18 protein-coding genes are annotated in these 20,560 nt (G+C 58.3%); 11 read left to right on the forward strand and 7 right to left on the reverse strand.

The window, feature by feature from the left end:
• Positions 1-108 precede the first annotated feature (108 nt).
• From rpsF to EJA70_RS29745, 9 genes are all read left to right on the forward strand, one after another.
• On the forward strand, positions 109-531 hold the full coding sequence (gene rpsF / locus EJA70_RS29705) for a 30S ribosomal protein S6 (RefSeq protein WP_003236224.1): 423 nt from the start codon (positions 109-111) through the stop codon (positions 529-531).
• Between the two features lie 28 nt (positions 532-559).
• Positions 560-790: a 30S ribosomal protein S18 gene (rpsR, locus tag EJA70_RS29710; protein WP_002551829.1), complete on the forward strand. Its 231-nt coding sequence runs from the start codon at positions 560-562 to the stop codon at positions 788-790.
• 36 nt (positions 791-826) lie between these two features.
• Positions 827-1,720 (forward strand): hypothetical protein, encoded by an 894-nt coding sequence (locus EJA70_RS29715; protein ID WP_008078309.1) that lies wholly within the window; start codon positions 827-829, stop codon positions 1,718-1,720.
• A gap of 18 nt (positions 1,721-1,738) precedes the next feature.
• Entirely contained in the window at positions 1,739-2,185 is a 447-nt protein-coding gene (gene rplI / locus EJA70_RS29720) for a 50S ribosomal protein L9 (RefSeq protein ID WP_008078307.1), read from the forward strand.
• Positions 2,186-2,305: 120 nt separating this feature from the next.
• Positions 2,306-3,703, forward strand: a complete 1,398-nt coding sequence (gene dnaB, locus EJA70_RS29725) for a replicative DNA helicase (RefSeq protein WP_158836112.1) — start codon at positions 2,306-2,308, stop codon at positions 3,701-3,703.
• A gap of 187 nt (positions 3,704-3,890) precedes the next feature.
• Positions 3,891-6,203: a YgiQ family radical SAM protein gene (locus EJA70_RS29730; RefSeq protein WP_158836115.1), complete on the forward strand. Its 2,313-nt coding sequence runs from the start codon at positions 3,891-3,893 to the stop codon at positions 6,201-6,203.
• A gap of 348 nt (positions 6,204-6,551) precedes the next feature.
• Complete coding sequence (locus EJA70_RS29735; RefSeq protein WP_158836117.1) at positions 6,552-9,827, forward strand: DUF2126 domain-containing protein; 3,276 nt, start codon at positions 6,552-6,554, stop codon at positions 9,825-9,827.
• Between the two features lie 88 nt (positions 9,828-9,915).
• On the forward strand, positions 9,916-12,402 hold the full coding sequence (locus EJA70_RS29740; protein ID WP_158836119.1) for a circularly permuted type 2 ATP-grasp protein: 2,487 nt from the start codon (positions 9,916-9,918) through the stop codon (positions 12,400-12,402).
• Positions 12,402-13,295 carry a transglutaminase family protein gene (locus tag EJA70_RS29745; protein ID WP_158836121.1) on the forward strand — a complete coding sequence of 298 codons (894 nt, stop codon included), beginning with the start codon at positions 12,402-12,404 and terminating at the stop codon, positions 13,293-13,295. Before EJA70_RS29740 ends, EJA70_RS29745 begins: the two co-directional genes overlap by 1 nt.
• Before the next feature lie 207 nt (positions 13,296-13,502).
• Here EJA70_RS29745 and EJA70_RS29750 read toward each other — a convergent pair whose 3' ends face one another.
• Entirely contained in the window at positions 13,503-13,691 is a 189-nt protein-coding gene (locus EJA70_RS29750; protein ID WP_158836123.1) for a hypothetical protein, read from the reverse strand.
• A gap of 67 nt (positions 13,692-13,758) precedes the next feature.
• A complete protein-coding gene (locus EJA70_RS29755) occupies positions 13,759-14,346 on the reverse strand; it encodes a TIGR00730 family Rossman fold protein (protein WP_008078297.1) in 588 nt (195 codons plus the stop codon).
• A gap of 340 nt (positions 14,347-14,686) precedes the next feature.
• Between EJA70_RS29755 and azu the strand changes: the two genes are divergently transcribed.
• Positions 14,687-15,130 carry an azurin gene (gene azu / locus EJA70_RS29760; protein ID WP_008078296.1) on the forward strand — a complete coding sequence of 148 codons (444 nt, stop codon included), beginning with the start codon at positions 14,687-14,689 and terminating at the stop codon, positions 15,128-15,130.
• Positions 15,131-15,282: 152 nt separating this feature from the next.
• On the opposite strand, the gene nadE is transcribed toward azu, so the two are convergent.
• The 5 genes from nadE to EJA70_RS29785 form a co-directional block, all read right to left on the reverse strand.
• On the reverse strand, positions 15,283-16,110 hold the full coding sequence (nadE, locus tag EJA70_RS29765; protein ID WP_158836125.1) for an ammonia-dependent NAD(+) synthetase: 828 nt from the start codon (positions 16,108-16,110) through the stop codon (positions 15,283-15,285).
• Between the two features lie 4 nt (positions 16,111-16,114).
• Positions 16,115-17,338, reverse strand: coding sequence for a nicotinate phosphoribosyltransferase (gene pncB / locus EJA70_RS29770; RefSeq protein WP_008078294.1), 1,224 nt, complete (start codon positions 17,336-17,338; stop codon positions 16,115-16,117).
• A gap of 50 nt (positions 17,339-17,388) precedes the next feature.
• Entirely contained in the window at positions 17,389-17,643 is a 255-nt protein-coding gene (locus tag EJA70_RS29775; RefSeq protein WP_008078293.1) for a hypothetical protein, read from the reverse strand.
• Positions 17,636-17,905 (reverse strand): hypothetical protein, encoded by a 270-nt coding sequence (locus EJA70_RS29780; protein WP_158836127.1) that lies wholly within the window; start codon positions 17,903-17,905, stop codon positions 17,636-17,638. Before EJA70_RS29780 ends, EJA70_RS29775 begins: the two co-directional genes overlap by 8 nt.
• A gap of 133 nt (positions 17,906-18,038) precedes the next feature.
• Complete coding sequence (locus tag EJA70_RS29785) at positions 18,039-19,505, reverse strand: sodium:alanine symporter family protein (protein WP_158836129.1); 1,467 nt, start codon at positions 19,503-19,505, stop codon at positions 18,039-18,041.
• A 173-nt stretch (positions 19,506-19,678) separates the two neighbouring features.
• Here EJA70_RS29785 and EJA70_RS29790 point away from each other — a divergent pair, with 173 nt between their 5' ends.
• Positions 19,679-20,488: a helix-turn-helix transcriptional regulator gene (locus tag EJA70_RS29790; RefSeq protein ID WP_158836131.1), complete on the forward strand. Its 810-nt coding sequence runs from the start codon at positions 19,679-19,681 to the stop codon at positions 20,486-20,488.
• Positions 20,489-20,560: the final 72 nt, after the last annotated feature.

Genomic DNA, 20,560 nt, shown 5'->3' on the forward strand with positions numbered 1-20,560 from the left:
GCTGTGACGGCAGGCACGCATGTGCCCCGCGCCAGCAAGTCCATAAGTGTCATTCACTCCTTGTCTGACCGTTTTTGAGCGGCAGGCTACAACCCGTAAGGAGCATTCATGCGTCATTACGAAATCATCTTTTTGGTCCACCCGGATCAAAGCGAGCAAGTCGGCGGCATGGTTGAGCGTTACACCAAGCTGATCGAAGAAGACGGCGGCAAAATCCACCGTCTGGAAGATTGGGGCCGTCGTCAACTGGCCTACGCAATCAACAATGTTCACAAGGCTCACTACGTGATGCTGAACGTTGAGTGCACTGGCAAGGCCCTGGCCGAGCTGGAAGACAACTTCCGCTACAACGATGCAGTGATCCGTAACCTGGTCATCCGTCGCGAAGAAGCCGTTACCGGCCAATCCGAGATGCTCAAGGCTGAAGAAAACCGCAGTGAGCGCCGTGAGCGTCGCGACCGTCCTGAGCACGAAGGCGCTGATAGCGCTGATAGTGATGACAGCGACAACAGCGATAACGCTGACGAGTAATCCACGGACCTTTTAAGGAGCCTATCAAATGGCACGTTTCTTCCGTCGTCGTAAATTCTGCCGCTTCACCGCTGAAGACGTGAAGGAGATCGATTACAAAGATCTCAACACTCTGAAAGCCTACGTATCCGAGACCGGCAAAATCGTTCCAAGCCGCATCACCGGTACCAAAGCTCGTTATCAGCGTCAGCTGGCCACCGCTATCAAGCGCGCCCGCTTCCTGGCCCTGCTGGCCTACACCGACAGCCACGGCCGCTGAGACCGGGCAGTCGACAAGTAGCAAAGGATTGAATGCATGCGTGCCTTAGCTGAGTTCATCATGCGCGGCCGCATGCAGGCCACTCTTGTAGTGGCCGGATGTGCAACATTGCCGTTGTTGTATTGGTTGGGCGCTGCCGCCGGGAGCCTTGTGCTGCTGCGGCGCGGATTGACGGACGCTCTTGGCGTTCTGTCCCTGGGACTGCTGCCGGCCTTGGTCTGGTGGTTGTACGCCGATGATCCACGGGCACTTCTGGTGCTGCTGGGGTCTTCGGGACTTGCGTTGGTTTTGCGCGCAAGTGAATCCTGGGTTCGCACGCTGCTGGTCAGCGTGGCGGTAGGGGTGGTGTTTTCGGTGGTGCTCGGGGCAGCGTTTGCAGCCCAGATCGAGATGCTCGCGCAAGCCTTGATAAAGGTCATGCCTGCGCTTCTCGGTGAGACCTACAAGCAATTGTCGGTCGAAGAGCAAGCGCGTTTCGCGTCCCTGATTGCGCCAGTCCTGACCGGACTGATTGCGGCTTTGTTGCAGATCGTCAGCGTGCTGAGCCTGATTGTCGGGCGTCATTGGCAGGCGTTGTTGTACAACCCGGGTGGTTTTGGTCGCGAGTTTCGCGCCATCCGGATCCCGCTGGGGCCGGCGATGTTACTGCTGGCGTTGATGCTTCTGGGCCCGAATCTCGGTGCACAGATGGCCATGTTGACGCCGTTGTGCAGTGTACCGCTGGTGTTCGCCGGACTGGCCCTGATTCACGGGCTGGTCGGGCAGAAGCGACTGGCCGGTTTCTGGCTGGTGGGGTTGTACGTCACGCTGTTGCTGTTCATGCAGCTGATCTATCCGTTGCTCGTGGTCTTGGCCATTGTCGACAGCCTGATTGATTTTCGCGGTCGTCACGTGTCGAAAGACACCGACAGCGCGAACGGTGAAGGTTAAAAGTTAGAGGATTTTCACATGCAACTGATCCTTCTGGAAAAAGTCACCAACCTGGGCAACCTGGGTGACAAAGTAAACGTTAAGGCCGGTTACGGTCGTAACTACCTGCTGCCTTACGGTAAAGCTACCGCCGCGACCCCAGCGAACATCGCTGCGTTCGAAGAGCGTCGTGCCGAGCTGGAAAAAGCTGCTGCAGACCGTAAAGCATCGGCTGAAAGCCGTGCTGCCCAACTGGCCGAGCTGGAAGTGACCATCACTGCCACCGCTGGCGACGAAGGCAAGCTGTTCGGTTCGATCGGTACTCACGACATCGCTGACGCACTGACCGCCTCCGGCGTTGAAGTTGCGAAAAGCGAAGTTCGTCTGCCGAACGGCACCATCCGCAACGTGGGTGAATTCGACGTGGCTGTGCACCTGCACGCCGAAGTTGAAGCCACCGTACGCGTTGTCGTGGTAGCAGCTTAAGCAACACCTGATCGGCTGGCGGCTTGTCCGTCAGACGGTTAACATCGGGCACGATCCTGTTTACAGGTCGTGCCCTTTGTCTTTCTGCAATTCCTGATTTTCAACCAAACTCAAGTGGCCATGAACGATATCTCCGCTCCCGAGCAATACGATCTGCAAACCGCTGCCCTGAAGGTGCCGCCGCATTCCATCGAGGCCGAACAGGCCGTACTCGGTGGTCTGATGCTGGACAACAACGCCTGGGAACGTGTGCTCGATCAAGTCTCCGACGGCGATTTCTATCGACATGACCACCGCCTGATCTTCCGTGCGATCGCCAAACTGGCCGATCAGAACTCGCCGATCGACGTCGTGACCCTTGCCGAGCAATTGGACAAGGAAGGTCAGACCTCGCAAGTCGGCGGTCTCGGTTACCTTGGTGAACTGGCGAAAAACACGCCGTCCGTCGCCAACATTAAGGCCTATGCGCAGATCGTCCGCCAGCGTGCGACGTTGCGCCAACTGATCGGCATCAGCACCGAGATCGCCGACAGTGCCTTCAACCCGGAAGGGCGCACCGCCGAGGAAATCCTCGACGAAGCCGAGCGCCAGATCTTCGCAATTGCCGAGGCCCGGCCGAAAACCGGTGGCCCGGTGGGTGTGAACGAATTGCTGACCAAGGCCATCGATCGCATCGACACCTTGTTCAACACCGACAACGCCATTACCGGCCTGTCCACCGGTTATACCGACCTCGATGAGAAAACCAGCGGCCTGCAACCGTCCGACCTGATCATCGTCGCCGGTCGTCCGTCGATGGGTAAAACCACCTTCGCGATGAACCTGGTGGAAAACGCCGTATTGCGCAGCGACAAAGCCGTTCTGGTGTATTCCCTCGAGATGCCAGGCGAATCGCTGGTCATGCGTATGCTCTCCTCGCTGGGCCGCATCGACCAGACCAAGGTGCGTTCCGGCCAACTGGAAGACGACGACTGGCCGCGCCTGACCTCGGCGGTCAACCTGCTCAATGACCGCAAACTGTTCATCGACGACACGGCTGGTATCAGCCCGTCGGAAATGCGTGCGCGGACCCGGCGCCTGGCGCGTGAACACGGTGAGATCGGCCTGATCATGATCGACTACCTGCAGTTGATGCAGATCCCGGGTTCCGGCGGCGACAACCGGACCAACGAGATTTCTGAGATCTCGCGTTCCCTGAAAGCCTTGGCCAAGGAATTCAACTGCCCGGTGGTGGCGTTGTCGCAGCTCAACCGTTCCTTGGAGCAGCGGCCGAACAAACGTCCAATCAACTCCGACCTCCGGGAATCCGGAGCGATCGAGCAGGATGCTGACGTGATCATGTTCGTATACCGGGACGAGGTGTATCACCCGGAAACCGAGCATAAAGGCATCGCCGAAATCATTATCGGTAAGCAACGGAACGGGCCAATCGGCTTTATCCGCCTGGCGTTTATCGGTAAGTACACCCGTTTCGAAAACCTTGCGCCGGGCAGCTATAACTTCGACGACGACGAGTAATTTAGCGTCCTGAAGGGCCCCATCGCTGGCAAGCCAGCTTCCACAGGGATCGCATCGGTCCTGTGGGAGCTGGCTTGCCAGCGATAGGGTCGCCACCAATTTCCGACCACAGCCGTCGGAATTGGTCAAAATTTGTGCTATATTCCGCGCCCGCGAAATTCAATGAAAGCCAACACCGGTTATCGACATGCAAGCAGCCAAGCCGTTATTTGACTATCCAAAGTACTGGGCCGAATGTTTCGGGCCAGCGCCATTCCTGCCGATGAGCAGGGAGGAGATGGATCAGCTTGGCTGGGATTCCTGCGACATCATCATCGTCACCGGTGATGCCTACGTCGATCACCCCTCGTTCGGCATGGCGATCATCGGCCGGCTGCTGGAGTCGCAAGGCTTCCGCGTCGGGATCATCGCCCAGCCAAACTGGCAGTCCAAAGACGACTTCATGAAGCTCGGCGAGCCGAACCTGTTCTTCGGCGTCGCGGCCGGCAACATGGACTCGATGATCAACCGCTACACCGCCGACAAGAAAATCCGTTCCGACGACGCCTACACGCCTGGCGGCATGGCCGGCAAGCGTCCGGACCGCGCGAGCCTGGTCTACAGCCAGCGCTGCAAAGAGGCTTACAAAAATGTGCCGATCGTCCTCGGCGGCATTGAAGCTTCCCTGCGTCGCATCGCCCACTATGACTACTGGCAGGATCGCGTGCGTAACTCGATCCTGATCGACGCCTGCGCCGACATTCTGCTGTACGGCAACGCCGAGCGTGCGATTGTCGAAGTCGCCCAGCGTCTGTCCTACGGTCACAAGATCGAAGACATCACCGACGTCCGCGGCACCGCGTTCATCCGTCGCGATACGCCGAAAGACTGGTACGAAGTCGACTCGACGCGCATCGACCGTCCGGGCAAGGTCGACAAGATCATCAACCCGTACGTGAATACCCAGGACACCCAGGCCTGCGCCATCGAGCAGGAAAAAGGTCCGGTTGAAGATCCGCAGGAAGCCAAGGTCGTACAGATTCTGGCCAGCCCGCGCATGACCCGCGACAAGACCGTGATTCGTCTGCCGTCGGTTGAAAAAGTGCGTGGCGACGCCGTTCTGTATGCCCACGCCAACCGCGTGTTGCACCTGGAAACCAACCCGGGCAACGCCCGTGCGCTGGTGCAGAAGCACGGCGAAGTCGACGTCTGGTTCAACCCGCCGCCGATTCCGATGACCACCGAAGAAATGGACTACGTGTTCGGCATGCCTTACGCCCGTGTTCCGCACCCGGCGTACGGCAAAGAGAAGATTCCGGCTTACGACATGATCCGTTTCTCGGTGAACATCATGCGTGGCTGCTTCGGTGGCTGCACCTTCTGCTCGATCACCGAGCACGAGGGCCGGATCATCCAGAACCGTTCCGAAGAGTCGATCATTCGCGAAATCGAAGAGATTCGCGACAAGGTCCCGGGCTTCACCGGCGTCATCTCCGACCTCGGCGGCCCGACCGCGAACATGTACCGCATCGCCTGCAAGACGCCGGAAATCGAATCGGCGTGCCGCAAGCCGTCCTGCGTGTTCCCGGGCATCTGCCCTAACCTGAACACCGACCACTCGTCGCTGATTCAGCTGTACCGCAGCGCCCGTGCCTTGCCGGGTGTGAAGAAGATTCTGATCGCTTCCGGCCTGCGTTACGACCTCGCGGTCGAGTCGCCGGAGTACGTCAAAGAGCTGGTGACCCACCACGTCGGTGGTTACCTGAAGATCGCCCCGGAACACACCGAGGAAGGTCCGCTCAACCAGATGATGAAACCGGGCATTGGCAGCTATGACAAGTTCAAGCGCATGTTCGAGAAGTACACCAAGGAAGCGGGCAAAGAGCAGTACCTGATTCCGTACTTCATCGCCGCCCACCCGGGCACCACCGACGAAGACATGATGAACCTCGCCCTGTGGCTCAAGGGCAATGGCTTCCGCGCTGACCAGGTGCAGGCGTTCTACCCGTCGCCGATGGCCACCGCCACCGCGATGTACCACTCGGGCAAGAACCCGCTGCGCAAGGTCACTTACAAGAGCGACGGCGTGACCATCGTCAAGAGCGAAGAGCAGCGTCGTCTGCACAAGGCGTTTTTGCGTTATCACGACCCGAAAGGCTGGCCGATGCTGCGTGAAGCGTTGATCCGCATGGGTCGCGCCGACTTGATCGGTTCGGGCAAGGATCAGTTGATCCCGACGCACCAGCCGACCACCGACAGCTACCAGAGCGCCCGTCGCAAGAACTCGACGCCGGCCGGCAGCCATAAAGTGGCGAAGGAAGGCAAAGAGAAGACCACCAAGATCCTCACCCAGCACACCGGCTTGCCGCCACGTGCCAGTGATGGTGGTAATCCTTGGGACAAGCGTGAACAGGCCAAGGCTGCGGCGTTCGCCCGCAACCAGCAGGCGGCCAAGGAACGTAAGGACGCCGCGAAAGGCAAAGGGCCGAAGCCGACCCGCAAGCCGGTCGTACCGCGCTAAAGCAAACGCCAACCTTCGGGTTGGCGTTTTGCGTTTCAGGCCTCAGGAAATGTGGTGATTCAACTGGCCCCATCGCTGGCAAGCCAGCTCCCACAGGGATTTTTAATGGCCGCCGATCTCTGAGCGACAGAGATACCTGTGGGAGCTGGCTTGCCAGCGATGGGGCCAGCTCAAACACCTCATCAACACCTGCTCGCCACATTTAGGCGCAACTTCGCCCAACCATTTCCCCGCATCGCCCGATTTTGGTGCTGTACTGCCCTGAGCATTCCGGGAAAGCGCCCAAGCCTCTGCATGGCATAAGTCTTGCGCGCTTTCGAATACGCTTAGGCTCGCAGGAGGCACGCCGTGTCGATTCATGTCGCATTGCATCACGTCACGCATTACCGCTACGACCGCGCTGTCGAACTCGGCCCGCAGATCGTTCGCCTGCGCCCGGCCGCCCACAGCCGCACGCGGATTCTGTCGTATGCGCTGAAAGTCTCGCCCGAGCAGCATTTCATCAACTGGCAGCAAGACCCGCAGGGCAACTACCTCGCGCGGCTGGTGTTCCCGGAGAAAACCGATGAATTGCGCATCGAAGTCGATCTGCTGGCCGAAATGGCCGTGTTCAATCCCTTCGACTTCTTCCTCGAACCCTACGCCGAGAAAATCCCCTTCGCCTACGCCGCCGATGAGCGCAAGGAACTGGCGCCGTACCTCGAAACCCTGCCGCTGACACCGAAATTCAAAGCGTATCTGGACGCCATCGACCGCACGCCGCTGCCGGCAGTGGACTTCCTTGTGGCGCTCAATCAGCGCCTGAGCGAAGACATCGGCTACCTGATTCGCATGGAGCCCGGCGTGCAAACCCCGGAGCACACCCTCGAACATGCGTCCGGCTCGTGCCGCGACTCGGCGTGGTTGCTGGTGCAATTGCTGCGCAACCTCGGCTTGGCTGCGCGATTTGTCTCCGGCTATCTGATTCAACTGACGGCCGACGTGAAAAGTCTCGACGGGCCGTCCGGCACCGACGTGGATTTCACCGACCTGCACGCCTGGTGTGAGGTGTACTTGCCGGGTGCTGGCTGGATTGGTCTGGACGCCACGTCCGGGTTGTTCGCCGGTGAAGGGCATATCCCGTTGGCCTGTAGTCCCGATCCGTCCTCGGCGGCGCCGATCAGTGGCTTGGTCGAACCGTGCGAATGCGTGTTCAGCCACGAAATGTCGGTGGAACGAATATGGGAGGCGCCGCGCGTCACCAAGCCTTACACCGATGAGCAATGGCTGGCGATTCAGGCACTGGGCCGGCAGATCGATGCCGATCTACTGGCAGACGACGTACGCCTGACCATGGGCGGCGAGCCGACTTTCGTCTCTATCGATGACCCCGATGGCGCCGAGTGGAACACCGCTGCATTGGGTGACGATAAACGCCGGCTCTCCGCCGAACTGTTCCAGCGCATGCGCAAGCACTACGCGCCGGAGGGCCTGGTGCATTTCGGTCAGGGCAAGTGGTATCCCGGCGAGCAACTGCCGCGCTGGTCGCTCAATTGCTATTGGCGCCGCGACGGCATACCGATCTGGCACAACGACGCGCTGATTGCTGACGAACAACAGGATTACGGTGCCACGGGTGAGTTGGCCGGGCGTTTTCTCGCCAGTGTCGCCGAACGCCTGAAACTGCCTACACGTTTTGTGTTCCCGGCCTACGAAGACAACTTCTATTACCTCTGGCGCGAGGGCACGTTGCCGAGCAACGTCAGTGCCGAAGATTCACGTCTGGAGGAACCGCTGGAGCGCGCACGCCTGCGCAAGGTCTTCAGTCAGGGCCTGAACAAGGTGATCGGCCAAGTGCTGCCGTTAGCGCGCACAGCCAAGGGCGATCAATGGCAAAGCGGACGCTGGTACCTGCGAGACGAGCATTGCCGCTTGGTGCCGGGGGATTCGCCACTGGGCCATCGTCTGCCGCTCGGTTCGCAGCCGTGGGTAAAGGCTGCCGAATACCCGTTTATTCATCCACAGGATCCGAATCAGGATTTTCCCGAGCTGCCGAAAACCGCGCAGCTCAACCGTCACGGCGAACCGGCGCTGGTTGACGAGCGGGCCCCAAAAATCGACGAATCCGCCGATTGGCTGACCCGCACCGCGTTCTGTGCCGAAGCCCGCGAGGGGCGGTTGTACCTGTTCATGCCACCGCTGGAGCGGGTCGAGGATTATCTAGAGCTGGTTGCAGCGATCGAGGCCACCGCCGAAGAACTGCATTGTCCGGTACTGCTGGAAGGCTACGAGCCGCCGAGCGACCCGCGCCTGAGCAACTTCCGCATCACCCCGGACCCTGGCGTGATCGAGGTCAACGTACAGCCGTCGGCGACCTGGGACGAGTTGGTCGAGCGCACCGAATTCCTCTATGAAGAAGCGCGGCAGACGCGGCTCACCACCGAGAAGTTCATGATCGACGGCCGCCACACCGGTACCGGCGGCGGTAACCACTTTGTGCTCGGTGGCGCGACGCCGGCGGATTCGCCGTTCCTGCGCCGCCCTGATCTGCTGCGCAGTCTGATCAGCTACTGGCACAACCATCCTTCGCTGTCGTATCTGTTTTCCGGTTTGTTCATCGGCCCGACGTCGCAGGCGCCACGCGTTGACGAGGCGCGCAATGATGCGCTGTATGAGCTGGAAATCGCTTTCGCGCAGATGCCGGAACCGGGCGAGGAGTGCGCGCCGTGGCTGGTCGATCGACTGCTGCGCAATTTGCTGATCGACGTCACTGGCAACACTCATCGTGCCGAGTTCTGCATCGACAAACTGTATTCGCCGGATGGCGCCACCGGGCGTCTCGGCTTGCTGGAGTTGCGTGCATTCGAAATGCCGCCGCATGCGCGCATGAGCCTGGCTCAACAGTTATTGCTGCGGGCGTTGGTCGCACGATTCTGGCGTGAACCTTATGCGCCGCCGAAACTGGCGCGCTGGGGCACCGAGCTACACGATCGCTTCTTGTTGCCGCACTTTATCGAGCAGGATTTCGCTGACGTTATCGTCGAACTGAACAACGCCGGTTATCCGCTGCGGGCCGAATGGTTCGCCGCGCACCTGGAGTTTCGGTTCCCCAAGGTTGGCGATTACGCCGTCAACGGCATTGAACTGGAATTGCGTCAGGCGCTGGAGCCTTGGCACGTGTTGGGCGAGGAGGGCGCGGCAGGCGGCACGGTGCGTTATGTCGATTCATCGCTGGAGCGCTTGCAGGTCAAGGTCAAAGGGCTGCCGCCGCAGCGTTATCTGCTGACCTGTAATGGCGTCGCGGTGCCGTTGCACCCGAGCGGGCGCGTCGGTGAATTCGTCGCCGGTGTGCGTTACCGCGCCTGGCAACCGGCCAACTGCCTGCAACCGACGATACCTGTCCACGCACCGCTGGTGTTCGACCTGCTCGATACCTGGATGGGACGCTCGCTGGGCGGCTGTCAGTACCACGTCGCTCATCCCGGCGGGCGTAATTACGAGACGTTGCCGGTCAATGCCAACGAAGCAGAGAGCCGGCGTATGGCGCGATTCTTCCGCGTCGGACACACGCCGGGGAAACTTCCTATACCGAACGTGGAAATCAGTGACGAGCTGCCAATGACAATCGATTTACGACGTTTCTAAGGCCTACACGACATGCGGATTTTTCGTCTATCCGCACGTCATGTGCCTGCGTTAGTCTGACCGTTCCCTGCTGTCTGCCGAGCTTTCCATGCCTGACCTGCTAGACCGCTACCCGCTGACGGCGGGCACTTATCATGAACTGCTCGACGGCAGTGGCGCGGTGCGCCCGCACTGGCAGCGGCTGTTCGATCAGTTGCAGCGCAGCACCCCGGCGCAGTTGATGCAGCGGCAGGCGTTGCTGGCGCGACAGATTCAGGAAAACGGCGTCACCTATAACGTTTATGCCGACCCCAAAGGCGCAGATCGGCCGTGGGAACTGGATTTGCTGCCGCATGTGATTGCGGCGGATGAGTGGCAGCAGCTGTCGGCCGGCATCGCTCAGCGTGCGCGTCTTCTGAATGCCGTGTTGGCCGATCTCTACGGCCCGCAAAAGCTGATCAGCGAAGGGTTGCTGCCGGCGGAACTGGTCTTCGGCCACAACAATTTTCTCTGGCCGTGTCAGGGCATTGCGCCGCCGGAAGGGGCTTTTCTGCATCTTTACGCGGTGGATCTGGCGCGCACGCCAGACGGCCGCTGGTGGGTGACGGCTGATCGCACCCAGGCACCCTCGGGTGCCGGTTATGCGCTGGAAAATCGCACCATTGTCTCCCGTGCCTTTCCCGAGTTGTACCGCGATCTGAAGGTGCAGCACCTGGCCGGTTTCTTTCGCACCTTGCAGGAAACCCTCGTGCGTCAGGCGCCGAGCGGCGATGACGCGCCGCTGGTGGTCTTGCTCACGCCGGGACGCTTCAACGAAAGCTACTTCGAACATTTGTATCTCGCCCGCCAGCTCGGTTATCCCCTGGTCGAGGGCGGCGACCTGACCGTGCGCGATGCCACGGTCTACCTGAAAACCCTCAGCGGATTGCGCCGCGTACACGCGATCATGCGCCGACTCGACGATGACTTCTGCGATCCGCTGGAGCTGCGCACGGACTCGGCGCTCGGCGTTCCCGGTCTGCTCGAAGCGGTGCGTCAGGGCCGCGTGCTGGTGACCAACGCATTGGGTAGCGGGGTGCTGGAGTCGCCGGGTTTGCTGGGGTTTCTGCCGAAGATCAACCAATACCTGTTCGGCGAAGAACTGATCCTGCCGTCGATTGCCACGTGGTGGTGCGGCGAGGCGCCGGTGCTGGCACAGGCGCTGGAAAAACTTCCGGAACTGTTGATCAAACCGGCGTTTCCCTCACAGACTTTTGCGCCCGTATTTGGCCGGGATCTGAGCGAAAAACAGCGCCAGGATCTGGCTTTGCGCATGCAAGCGCGGCCTTATGCCTACGTGGCGCAAGAATTGGCGCAACTGTCCCACGCGCCGATCTGGCAGGCCGAGAACGGTCAACTGCAACCCCGGGCGATCGGCATGCGCATGTACGCCGTCGCCAGTCGCGACGGTTATCGTGTGCTGCCCGGTGGCCTGACCCGGGTGGCCGCCGAGGCTGATGCCGAGGTGGTGTCGATGCAGCGCGGCGGCGCAAGCAAGGACACCTGGGTGCTGGGCGAGCGGGCGCCGAGCGGCGAACAATGGAAAACCCAGCGCAATGTTGGCGTGCATGATCTTGTGAGGCGCGATCCCTATCTGCCGTCGCGGGTGGTGGAAAACCTGTTCTGGTTCGGCCGTTATTGCGAACGCTGCGACGACAGTGCGCGGCTGCTGCGGATCATGCTCGCGCGGTATGTCGATGGCGATGACCCGCAAGCCTTGCAGGCAGCCGTCGACCTCGGCGAGCGACTGACGCTATTACCGGACGAAGGTGAGTTGCCTGAACGTTTGCTGGCCGCACTGCTCGGCGATGACTGGTCGTTCAGCCTGCGCTCCAACCTGCAACGCTTGCAGTGGGCCGCCTCGCAGGTGCGCGGCAAGCTTTCGCGGGAGAACTGGCAGGCACTGGTCGAATTGCAGCGCGAAGCCACTGAGCTGGACACCGACGAGCCGGATTTCGGCGAGTTGCTGGATTTTCTCAACCGTCTGGTAATGTCGCTGGCGGCGTTGTCCGGTTTTGCCCTGGATGACATGACCCGCGACGAAGGCTGGCGCTTTCTGATGATTGGTCGACGTATTGAGCGTCTGCAATTTCTCAGCAGCAGTCTGGCGGCATTTCTGCGCGGCGCCGGCGCGTTCGATCAGTCGGGGCTCGAATGGCTGCTGGAACTGGGCAACAGCAGCATCACCTATCGCTCGCGTTATCTGGCGGTGGCGCAATTGATTCCAGTGCTTGATCTATTGCTGCTCGATGAGCAAAACCCGCACGCGGTGTTGTTCCAGTTGAAATTGGTGACGCGTACCTTGAAACGTTTGAACGATGATTTCGGTGCGCCAAGGGAGGCGGGATTGCCGCAGTTGGTCGAGCGTCTGGCGCGGTTCGATCTGGGCTGCCTGGAAAACCCGTTGTTCGGCGAGAACAGTGTGCGTGCGGCCCTCGATGGCCTGGCGGATCTGTTGCAAGCCATCGCCGAGGCCAGCGGCCAAGTCTCGGATCGTCTGGCGTTGAGACATTTTGCCCATGTCGATGATGTCAGCCAGCGTACGGTGTCCGTCTGATGAGTGCGCATTACCAGATCTTCCACGACACCTGTTATCACTACGACAGCCCGGTATCGCTGGCGCAGCAACTGGCGCACCTGTGGCCGCGCGAGTGCGCCTGGCAGCGCTGCACTGAACAAGCGTTGTTGATCAGTCCGGAGCCGACGGCGCGGCGAGATGAACTGGATGTGTTTGGCAATCCGCTGACCCGATTGGCCTTCGAACGGCCGCACGATGAATTGCAGGTCAATGCACGGCTGACCGTGGAAGTGCTGGCGCGGCCTGCACTGGATTTCAAGCAGTCGCCGGCATGGGAGCAGACCCGCGATGCGTTGACCTACAGCAGCCAGCCGTTGTCCGCCGAAATACTTGAGGCGTGTCGCTATCGGTTCCAGTCACCGTATGTACATTTGAAGCGCAGCTTCGTCGAGTTCTCGCAAAGCTGCTTTCCACCTGGGCAGCCATTGATGCTCGGCGTGCAAGCCTTGATGCAGAAGATTTTCAGCGAATTCACTTTTGATGCCGAAGCGACCCAGGTGGCGACGCCGCTGGTGGAAGTGCTGGAGCGGCGTCGCGGGGTCTGTCAGGACTTTGCTCATTTGATGCTGGCGTGTGTGCGCTCGCGAGGTTTGGCGGCGCGTTACGTCAGTGGTTATCTACTGACTCAGCCGCCACCGGGGCAGCCACGCTTGATCGGCGCCGATGCGTCGCATGCCTGGGTATCGGTGTTTTGTCCGGTGTCGGGTTGGGTGGATTTTGATCCGACCAACAATGTGCAACCGGCGCTGGAACACATCACATTGGCGTGGGGGCGGGATTTTTCCGATGTATCGCCGTTGCGCGGGGTGATCCTTGGCGGCGGCAATCACGACCCGGAAGTGCGCGTCACCGTAATGCCAATCAATGAGTGATAAAGCACCCTGTGGGAGCGGGCTTGCCCGCGATGGCGGAGTGTCTGTGATGACTTTTTTGGCTGTGCCGCAATCATCGCGGGCAAGCCTGCTCCCACAGGGTTTTGTGGCAAATTCTGAGGGGAAGGGCTGTGAGGGCCGGCGGTGAAACCGCCAGCCCCGTCACAAATCCGCAGGGTCTGATTCGATCATCAAACCCGGTGGGGCTCAGGCGTCGGGCGCCTGATCTTTCGGTGCTTCAGTTGCATCAACATCATCTTCTGTTGCCACTTCACCCTCAGGGTTCAGTGCTGCTTCTTCAGCTGTTTGTTTCTTGCGCTGAAGCTTTTCCTCTTTCTTCTGTTCCTTTGCCAGGTCTCGTTGACGTTTGGCGAAGGAGTAATTGGGTTTGGCCATGGGCGTTCCTCTTGGTCGAAGGTGAGGTTGAGCGGCGCGTATTCTGCCCTGTATCGGTGCCTTGCGGTTAGCCGGGTTTTTGGTCGACCCATTTTGGCGTGACGGTCGGCTTCCAGTTATCCAGGGCATCGAGCAGCGTTTGCGGCGATTCGCTCACTTGCAGCATGTCACGGTGTGGCGCACGAACGAAGCCTTCGCCGACGATGTGGTCAAGAAAAGCAGTGAGTTTGCTGTAAAAACCGTTCACTTCCAGCAGCCCCAGCGGTTTGCCGTGGTAACCGAGCTGGCCCCAGGTCCAGACTTCGAACAACTCTTCCAGCGTGCCGAGGCCGCCGGGCAGGGCGATGAACGCATCGCTGAGTTCAGCCATCCGCGCCTTGCGCGCGTGCATGCCGTCGACCACTTCCAGGCGTGTCAGGCTTTTATGGCCAATCTCTTTGTCCATCAGGCTCTGCGGAATGATGCCGATCACTTCGCCGCCGGCGGCCAGGGCAGCGTCGGCGACAATTCCCATCAAACCCACGGCGCCACCGCCGTAAACCAGCGTCAGCTTACGCTCGGCGAGGGCTTGGCCAAGGGCGATGGCGGCTTCGGTGTAAGCCGGGACGGTGCCGGCGTTGGCACCACAAAATACACACACGGATTTCACAGACATGCCTTCCTCCTGGGTCAATCCGTCACAGGGTAATGGCTGGCAGGCCTCGATCCAAGGACTAAACTTCGCGCTCCGGTGATTCAAAGGTACCGCTGGCGCCACAGGCGTAGGCGGCGAGCAAACTGCACAACAGACCGTTAAAGAACATGACAGGCACTCCGTCTCAGTAGATGCGCCGATCATAGGGCGGGCCGGGGAATCTGGCCGTTAGATTGTCTCGATGAGTGTCATAGCCTGAAAGTTGTATACAATTTTTGACTCAAGTCATAGGAACTTGCGAAGATTTCAGGCAGTCTTTCCACCATTAGTGTTTTTGTTAACCCTGCCTTGGAGATTCACCATGTTTTCCAAAGTTGTTGCGGTATCCCTGCTGGCCCTGGCCAGCAGCCAATTGATGGCTGCCGAGTGCAAAACCACCGTTGACTCCACCGATCAGATGTCCTTCAACACCAAGGAAATCGTGATCGACAAGAGCTGCAAGACCTTCACCGTCGAACTGACCCACTCCGGCAGCCTGCCGAAGAACGTCATGGGCCATAACCTGGTGATCAGCAAAGAAGCTGACATGCAGCCAATCGCTACCGCTGGCCTGGCCGCCGGTATCGACAAGAACTACCTGCCGGAAGGTGACGCGCGCATCATTGCTCACACCAAGATCATCGGCGCCAAGGAAACCGACTCGCTTACCTTCGACGTGGCGAAGATTGCAGACGGCGGCTACGGCTTCTTCTGCTCGTTCCCTGGCCACATCTCGATGATGAAAGGCACGATTACCGTCAAGTAATTGAGTCAGGCATAAAAAAAGCGTCCCTCGGGACGCTTTTTTGTTTTCTGTAGGAGCTGCCGCAGGCTGCGATCTTTTGCTCTTGATCTTCAAAGCCGGATCAAAAGATCGCAGCCTCGTTTCACTCGACAGCTCCTACAGGGGCTTGCAACTTACGGGGCGAATGGCATTACGCGTTTGTGATGGGTTTTGTTGTAGGTTGCGACGATGATGTCGAACGCTTCTTGGCGCACCGGCTCGCCATGCAGGAAGGCGTCGATTTCGGCATAGGTCACGCCGTGGGACGCTTCGTCGGGTTTGCCCGGCGACAGGTCTTCCAGATCCGCCGTCGGGACTTTCTCGACCAGCGACTCCGGCGCGCCAAAGCTGCGGGCAACCGCGCGCACCTGATTTTTCACCAGACCGCTCAGCGGCGCCAGATCGCAGGCACCGTCGCCGAACTTGGTGAAGAAGCCCATCACCGCTTCCGCCGCGTGGTCGGTGCCGATCACCAGACCGTGCGCCGCGCCGGCGATGGTGTACTGAGCAACCATGCGCATCCGCGCCTTGGTGTTGCCGAGGACGAAATCCACCGAAACCGCGTGCTTGCCTTCAAAGGCTGCGACTTCACTGGCCAGCGACTTCACGGCCGGGCCGATGTTGACGGTGTGGCGTTCGTCGGGGGCGATGAAATCCACCGAGGCCTGGGCGTCGTGCTCGTCGAACTGGGTTTCGTACGGCAGGCGCACGGCGATGAATTTGTAGTCGTTGTCGCCGGTCTGGTCACGCAGTTCGCGCATCGCGCGCTGGGCCAGCAAGCCTGCGGTCAGTGAGTCGACGCCGCCGCTGATGCCCAACACCAGCGTCTTGAGCCCGGAATTGACCAGGCAATCCTGAATAAAGGCGATGCGCCGGGCGACTTCGGCCTGCAGGGCCTGGTAGTCGGCGAACGGCGGTTGCACCTTGAGCTGCTGCGCAATCTCACGCTGTACGGCTTGCATGAATTCACTCCTTGCTAGATAGACGGGAATCGGCAGGAACCTGGAACACGTGTCGCAAATAGGCGACGAAATTCGGGTCTTTGCAGTGGGACTTGCCTGGCTCGTCGGAGATCTTCGCCACCGGTTGGCCGTTGCAGGCGGTCATTTTAAGCACGATGCTCATCGGTTCGACACCCGGAATGTCACAGGTGAGGTTGGTACCGATGCCGAAGCTGACGTTGATCCGACCGTGCAGCGCGCGGAAGATCTCCAGCGACTTGGGCAGGGTCAGGCTGTCGGAGAACACCAGCGTCTTGCTCATCGGGTCGATGCCGAGCTTGTGGTAATGCGCGATGCATTTTTCGCCCCACACCACCGGATCCCCGGAGTCGTGGCGCAGGCCATCGAACAGCTTGGCGAAAAACAGATCGAAATCGCCGAGGAAGGCATCGGTGGTGATGCAGTCGGTGAGGGCGATCCCCAGCAAACCTCGGTACTCGCGCACCCAGCAATCAAGCGCAGCGATCTGGCTGTCGATCAGCCGTGGGCCGAGTTGCTGGTGGGCCATGATCCATTCATGGGCCATGGTGCCCAGCGGTTTCATGTCCAGTTCGCGGGAAAGATGCACGTTACTGGTGCCGACAAAACGCCCGGGGAAATCGTGCTTGAGCACGTTCACCACTTCTTCCTGCACGCGATAGGAAAACCGGCGGCGGGTGCCGAAATCGGCGACCTGCAGTTGCGACAATTCGTCGGCCGAGGCGTTGGCGGTCAGCCAGTCGAACTTGCGATAGAGCTGCTCGCGCGCCTGTTCGAGCACGGTTTCGCGGTAGCGATAGCGGTTGCGCACTTCGCTGACGATCGCCAGCAGTGGCACTTCGTAAAGGATTACATGCAGCCATGGCCCGCGCAGACGGATGAACAGCTCGCCGTTCTCGATGCCGGTGTGCACGTAGCGCAGGTTGAAGCGGAACAGCCCGAGGAAACGCAGGAAGTCCGGTTTCAGGAAGCTGATGCGTTCAAGGAAATTCAACTGGTCGGCGCTCAGGCTCAACTCGGCCAGTCGCTCGATCTGGTAGCGGATCTCGGCCAGATACGGGCGCAGATCCTCGCTGTTACGGCAACGAAACTCCCATTCGACTTCGACGTTGGGGTAGTTGTGCAGCACCGCCTGCATCATCGTCAATTTGTAGAAGTCGGTGTCGAGCAGGTTCTGCACGATGCGATCGGCAAACACGCTCTCGCTCATAACGGGGTCTCCAGGTGCGCCGCGCTGTGGCGCGGTCTCAATCAATGGCGCTAGTGGCGCATATCAGCGGTGGGGATTGCCAGCGCTTTTTTACTCTCGGGTGAAAGATCCTCTGAGGCCATACATCTCAGCCCACAAAACTTGGCTATTTTCGGTTGCGCCTCAAGTGCCGCTTGAATGACTTGTTCGAGTTGTACCCCGCTTTTTAAATAATCGGCCAGCAACGAGTGCTTGGGTATCAGCTTGATTTCAACTGCTTTAACCAAAGCAGCTCTGAGCATTTCTTGGGTCACGATTTTATACATGAATGACTCCTCCTTTGAAGGTGATCTGTTCCAGCGTGTCGACGCCGTCCTGAAGTAGCACGTACGCTGAAAGTATTAGTTTATAAAAATCAGAATCGTTGGTGCCCTTGATGGTGACTAATGTGAAAGCCTCCAAAAGGCCCGCGGAAGCGCGAATTCTGAAACAAGCGTCTTCAAATAACTGATTGGGTGTGGCATGCGAGTCTATAAAGTATGTTGGAGTATTAGTTGCATTTGCCTTGAGGGGGTAAAAGCGATTCATGGGATAAAGTCCTTCTGTTTGTTCTGGGCGTGACGGCTCGAAGAAAGCATGGTTCTTGAGATTTTATTCTTAGGTACATTTGATGCAATAGCTGCAAAGCCATTAATTGATTTAATGACTTTGCATGTTCTGTTTAACGTTTGGCAGTCTGTTTGCGGGTGCTCGAAGAAATAACGTTCTCGCTATGAGTATTTATGTCTGGGCAGCTATATCCCGGCGGCCATGCCAAAAGATCGATATCCAGATCCGGGAATTTGCTTGAGTCGAAAATGGGCTTCTTGATTCCGGCGCGGCGTTGTTCGTCATAGTCGCGCACAACACGCATGCTTATTTTGAAGAGCAAGAACATCGCTACCAAGTTGACAAGCGCGAGCAGCGTCATGGTGATGTCTGCAAAAGCCAGAACAGTGGACAGGTCTTCGACGGAGCCCCAGTAGACTAATATCAGTACTAGCGCACGGTACAAGAGCAGCGTCTTACGAGGCTCACCCAACATGAACCGCAAGCTGTTTTCTCCCAGGTAATAGTTGTAAAGCATCGCCGTGAATACGAAGAGCGCAAGTGTTACGCTGATAAACATTCGTCCCCATTCCCCAACGACTGCTGCCAGCGAGTTTTGTGCCAGCGCAATCCCGTCACCTTCAAATCCTGGTGTGTAGAAACCCGATAGCAAAATCAGTAGTGCGGTACAGGTGCAGATTATGAAAGTATCGATGAAAACACTCAGTGCTTGTACTACGCCTTGTGCAACCGGGTGGCCGATCTTCGCCACTGACGCGACATTGGGGGCGCTTCCCAGTCCTGCCTCGTTGGAAAACACTCCGCGTCTCACCCCCATGATGATTGCGCTGCCAACCAGCCCGCCATAAGCCTGATCCAGCCCGAACGCGCTGTTAATAATGGTCATGAGCATCGCCGGAACTTGGTCGAACTGCAGAACCATTACGTAGGCCGTCACGCTGATGTAGGCGAGAACTTTAATAGGTACCAGAAGGTCAGCAACTGCCGCAATGCGCTTTATCCCGCCAATGAAAACGCCCCCCAGCATCAGCGCAAGTGCAAGCCCTGACCAGATCGGTGCTACGCCAAACGCATCTTTTAGTGAATGAGATACCGCATGCGATTCGAGGCCGTTGATCGCAAATCCAAAAGTCACCAGCAATAGTACGGCTGCGATCATGCCGAGCCAGCGCTTGTCCAGACCGTGCTGGATGTACCAGGACGGGCCCCCTCGATAGAGGCCTTTGCCATCGCTACGCTTATAGAGCTGTCCCAGCGTACATTCGAAAAAGCTACTCGACATGCCCAAGAGAGCAGTCATCCACATCCAGAACACCGCACCAGGCCCGCCCATATTTACCGCGATCCCGACGCCGACGATGTTACCCGTGCCGACTCGCCCGGCAAGGCTGAGCATAAGCGCCTGAAATGAACTCAAGTGATGGCTGTTGCCGCGCCAACTGCCGTGTAATACGCCAAACATATGGGGGAAATACCTCAACTGAACAAATCCGGATCGGACAGTGAAGTAGCTTCCCAAGCCAAGCACTAAAGGTATTAATACCTTGCCTGACAGAAAGTCGTTGATGATGTCTAGCATTCCAAGCTCCTTGCTTTGTAAGTGCTGGCGAATTAATGGTGTCGCCAGTCCTGAAGCCTTTCAGGAGTCGTAATATCCAGCCATATTTCATCCGATGCAATTTCGCAAGTTGCTCAAATGTGATGCTGGTTGCTGCTATGGTGAGTTCTCCTGGGTTTCTTGCTGAGTGATTTATGTGTGAATTTTTTTCCGCAAACTTGAGGTTTCTGTGTAGTCACTACAGATCTGTCGCAGAGGTCTGTAGGAAGGTTCGTATTAATCGTGGGCAATTTAATAAGTATCTTTGTGGGAATAGTATGCCCGCACCTTTTAACCTCAAGCGGATTTGCGATTTTTTTGGTGTGGAAGAGTTTGAAATGCGCCTGCCAAGCGAGCAGTTCATTGCATTGATTGGCGTAAAAACCAGCAAAGCCAGGCTCTTCGATGAAGAAACAGTGTCACAAAGAGTTTTGAAACATCTGCGCAAACAATCCTCACCAGAACTGAAGGCTCACACGGGGTATTACCACGAGTACTACCATGCGATGACTGAACCGGGTTCCATTCTGTGTTCACTTGTGCATGTGCGGGAAGAAGGCGATGACATAGTGTATGAACGAAATGAGCAGTTACAGATGTCTGGGGTAGAAGGCGGGTTTGAACGATATCGATATAAAGGTGTTGCTTATTACCTGCGAGATCGCCTTTTTTTCGTAGATTATGAATCGCTGACTTTAAACGAGATCAGTCAAACTATTCTCATTCCAAGTTTCAAAAGCTGCATTACACGGTTAAATGGATTGAAGCTTGGCGTTTCGGCTGCTGATCATCGCGCCCCTTCCTGTTCAAGAGTTGTCTGGGATTATCTGGGACAGGAAATTGATCGGGTCGCGGCCTATCGTCGTGTCCGGTTGTACAAACCTGATGATTGCGCCATTGATGACGATCTGCGCGCGCGTCTCGCTCAAGCTCAGGTTGTGGATGGCCTGTTTGTGATCGTTTGACAAATTTTCGTAGGAGCTGCCGAAGGCTGCGATCTTTTGATGTTGGTTTTGAAAATCAAAAGATCGCAGCCT

Source organism: Pseudomonas sp. PB103 (genome assembly GCF_009764635.1).
Lineage (GTDB): Bacteria > Pseudomonadota > Gammaproteobacteria > Pseudomonadales > Pseudomonadaceae > Aquipseudomonas.

Excerpts from the sequence above, each read along its gene's own strand:
- azu (WP_008078296.1), top strand. The coding sequence starts at position 14,687 with ATGTTTTCCAAAGTTGTTGCGGTATCCCTGCTGGCCCTGGCCAGCAGC.
- EJA70_RS29755 (WP_008078297.1), bottom strand. The coding sequence starts at position 14,346 with ATGTCTGTGAAATCCGTGTGTGTATTTTGTGGTGCCAACGCCGGCACC.
- dnaB (WP_158836112.1), top strand. The coding sequence starts at position 2,306 with ATGAACGATATCTCCGCTCCCGAGCAATACGATCTGCAAACCGCTGCC.
- EJA70_RS29715 (WP_008078309.1), top strand. The coding sequence starts at position 827 with ATGCGTGCCTTAGCTGAGTTCATCATGCGCGGCCGCATGCAGGCCACT.
- rplI (WP_008078307.1), top strand. The coding sequence starts at position 1,739 with ATGCAACTGATCCTTCTGGAAAAAGTCACCAACCTGGGCAACCTGGGT.
- pncB (WP_008078294.1), bottom strand. The coding sequence starts at position 17,338 with ATGAGCGAGAGCGTGTTTGCCGATCGCATCGTGCAGAACCTGCTCGAC.
- rpsR (WP_002551829.1), top strand. The coding sequence starts at position 560 with ATGGCACGTTTCTTCCGTCGTCGTAAATTCTGCCGCTTCACCGCTGAA.
- EJA70_RS29775 (WP_008078293.1), bottom strand. The coding sequence starts at position 17,643 with ATGTATAAAATCGTGACCCAAGAAATGCTCAGAGCTGCTTTGGTTAAA.
- EJA70_RS29780 (WP_158836127.1), bottom strand. The coding sequence starts at position 17,905 with ATGAATCGCTTTTACCCCCTCAAGGCAAATGCAACTAATACTCCAACA.
- EJA70_RS29740 (WP_158836119.1), top strand. The coding sequence starts at position 9,916 with ATGCCTGACCTGCTAGACCGCTACCCGCTGACGGCGGGCACTTATCAT.
- EJA70_RS29785 (WP_158836129.1), bottom strand. The coding sequence starts at position 19,505 with ATGCTAGACATCATCAACGACTTTCTGTCAGGCAAGGTATTAATACCT.
- nadE (WP_158836125.1), bottom strand. The coding sequence starts at position 16,110 with ATGCAAGCCGTACAGCGTGAGATTGCGCAGCAGCTCAAGGTGCAACCG.
- EJA70_RS29730 (WP_158836115.1), top strand. The coding sequence starts at position 3,891 with ATGCAAGCAGCCAAGCCGTTATTTGACTATCCAAAGTACTGGGCCGAA.
- EJA70_RS29790 (WP_158836131.1), top strand. The coding sequence starts at position 19,679 with ATGTGTGAATTTTTTTCCGCAAACTTGAGGTTTCTGTGTAGTCACTAC.
- rpsF (WP_003236224.1), top strand. The coding sequence starts at position 109 with ATGCGTCATTACGAAATCATCTTTTTGGTCCACCCGGATCAAAGCGAG.
- EJA70_RS29750 (WP_158836123.1), bottom strand. The coding sequence starts at position 13,691 with ATGGCCAAACCCAATTACTCCTTCGCCAAACGTCAACGAGACCTGGCA.
- EJA70_RS29745 (WP_158836121.1), top strand. The coding sequence starts at position 12,402 with ATGAGTGCGCATTACCAGATCTTCCACGACACCTGTTATCACTACGAC.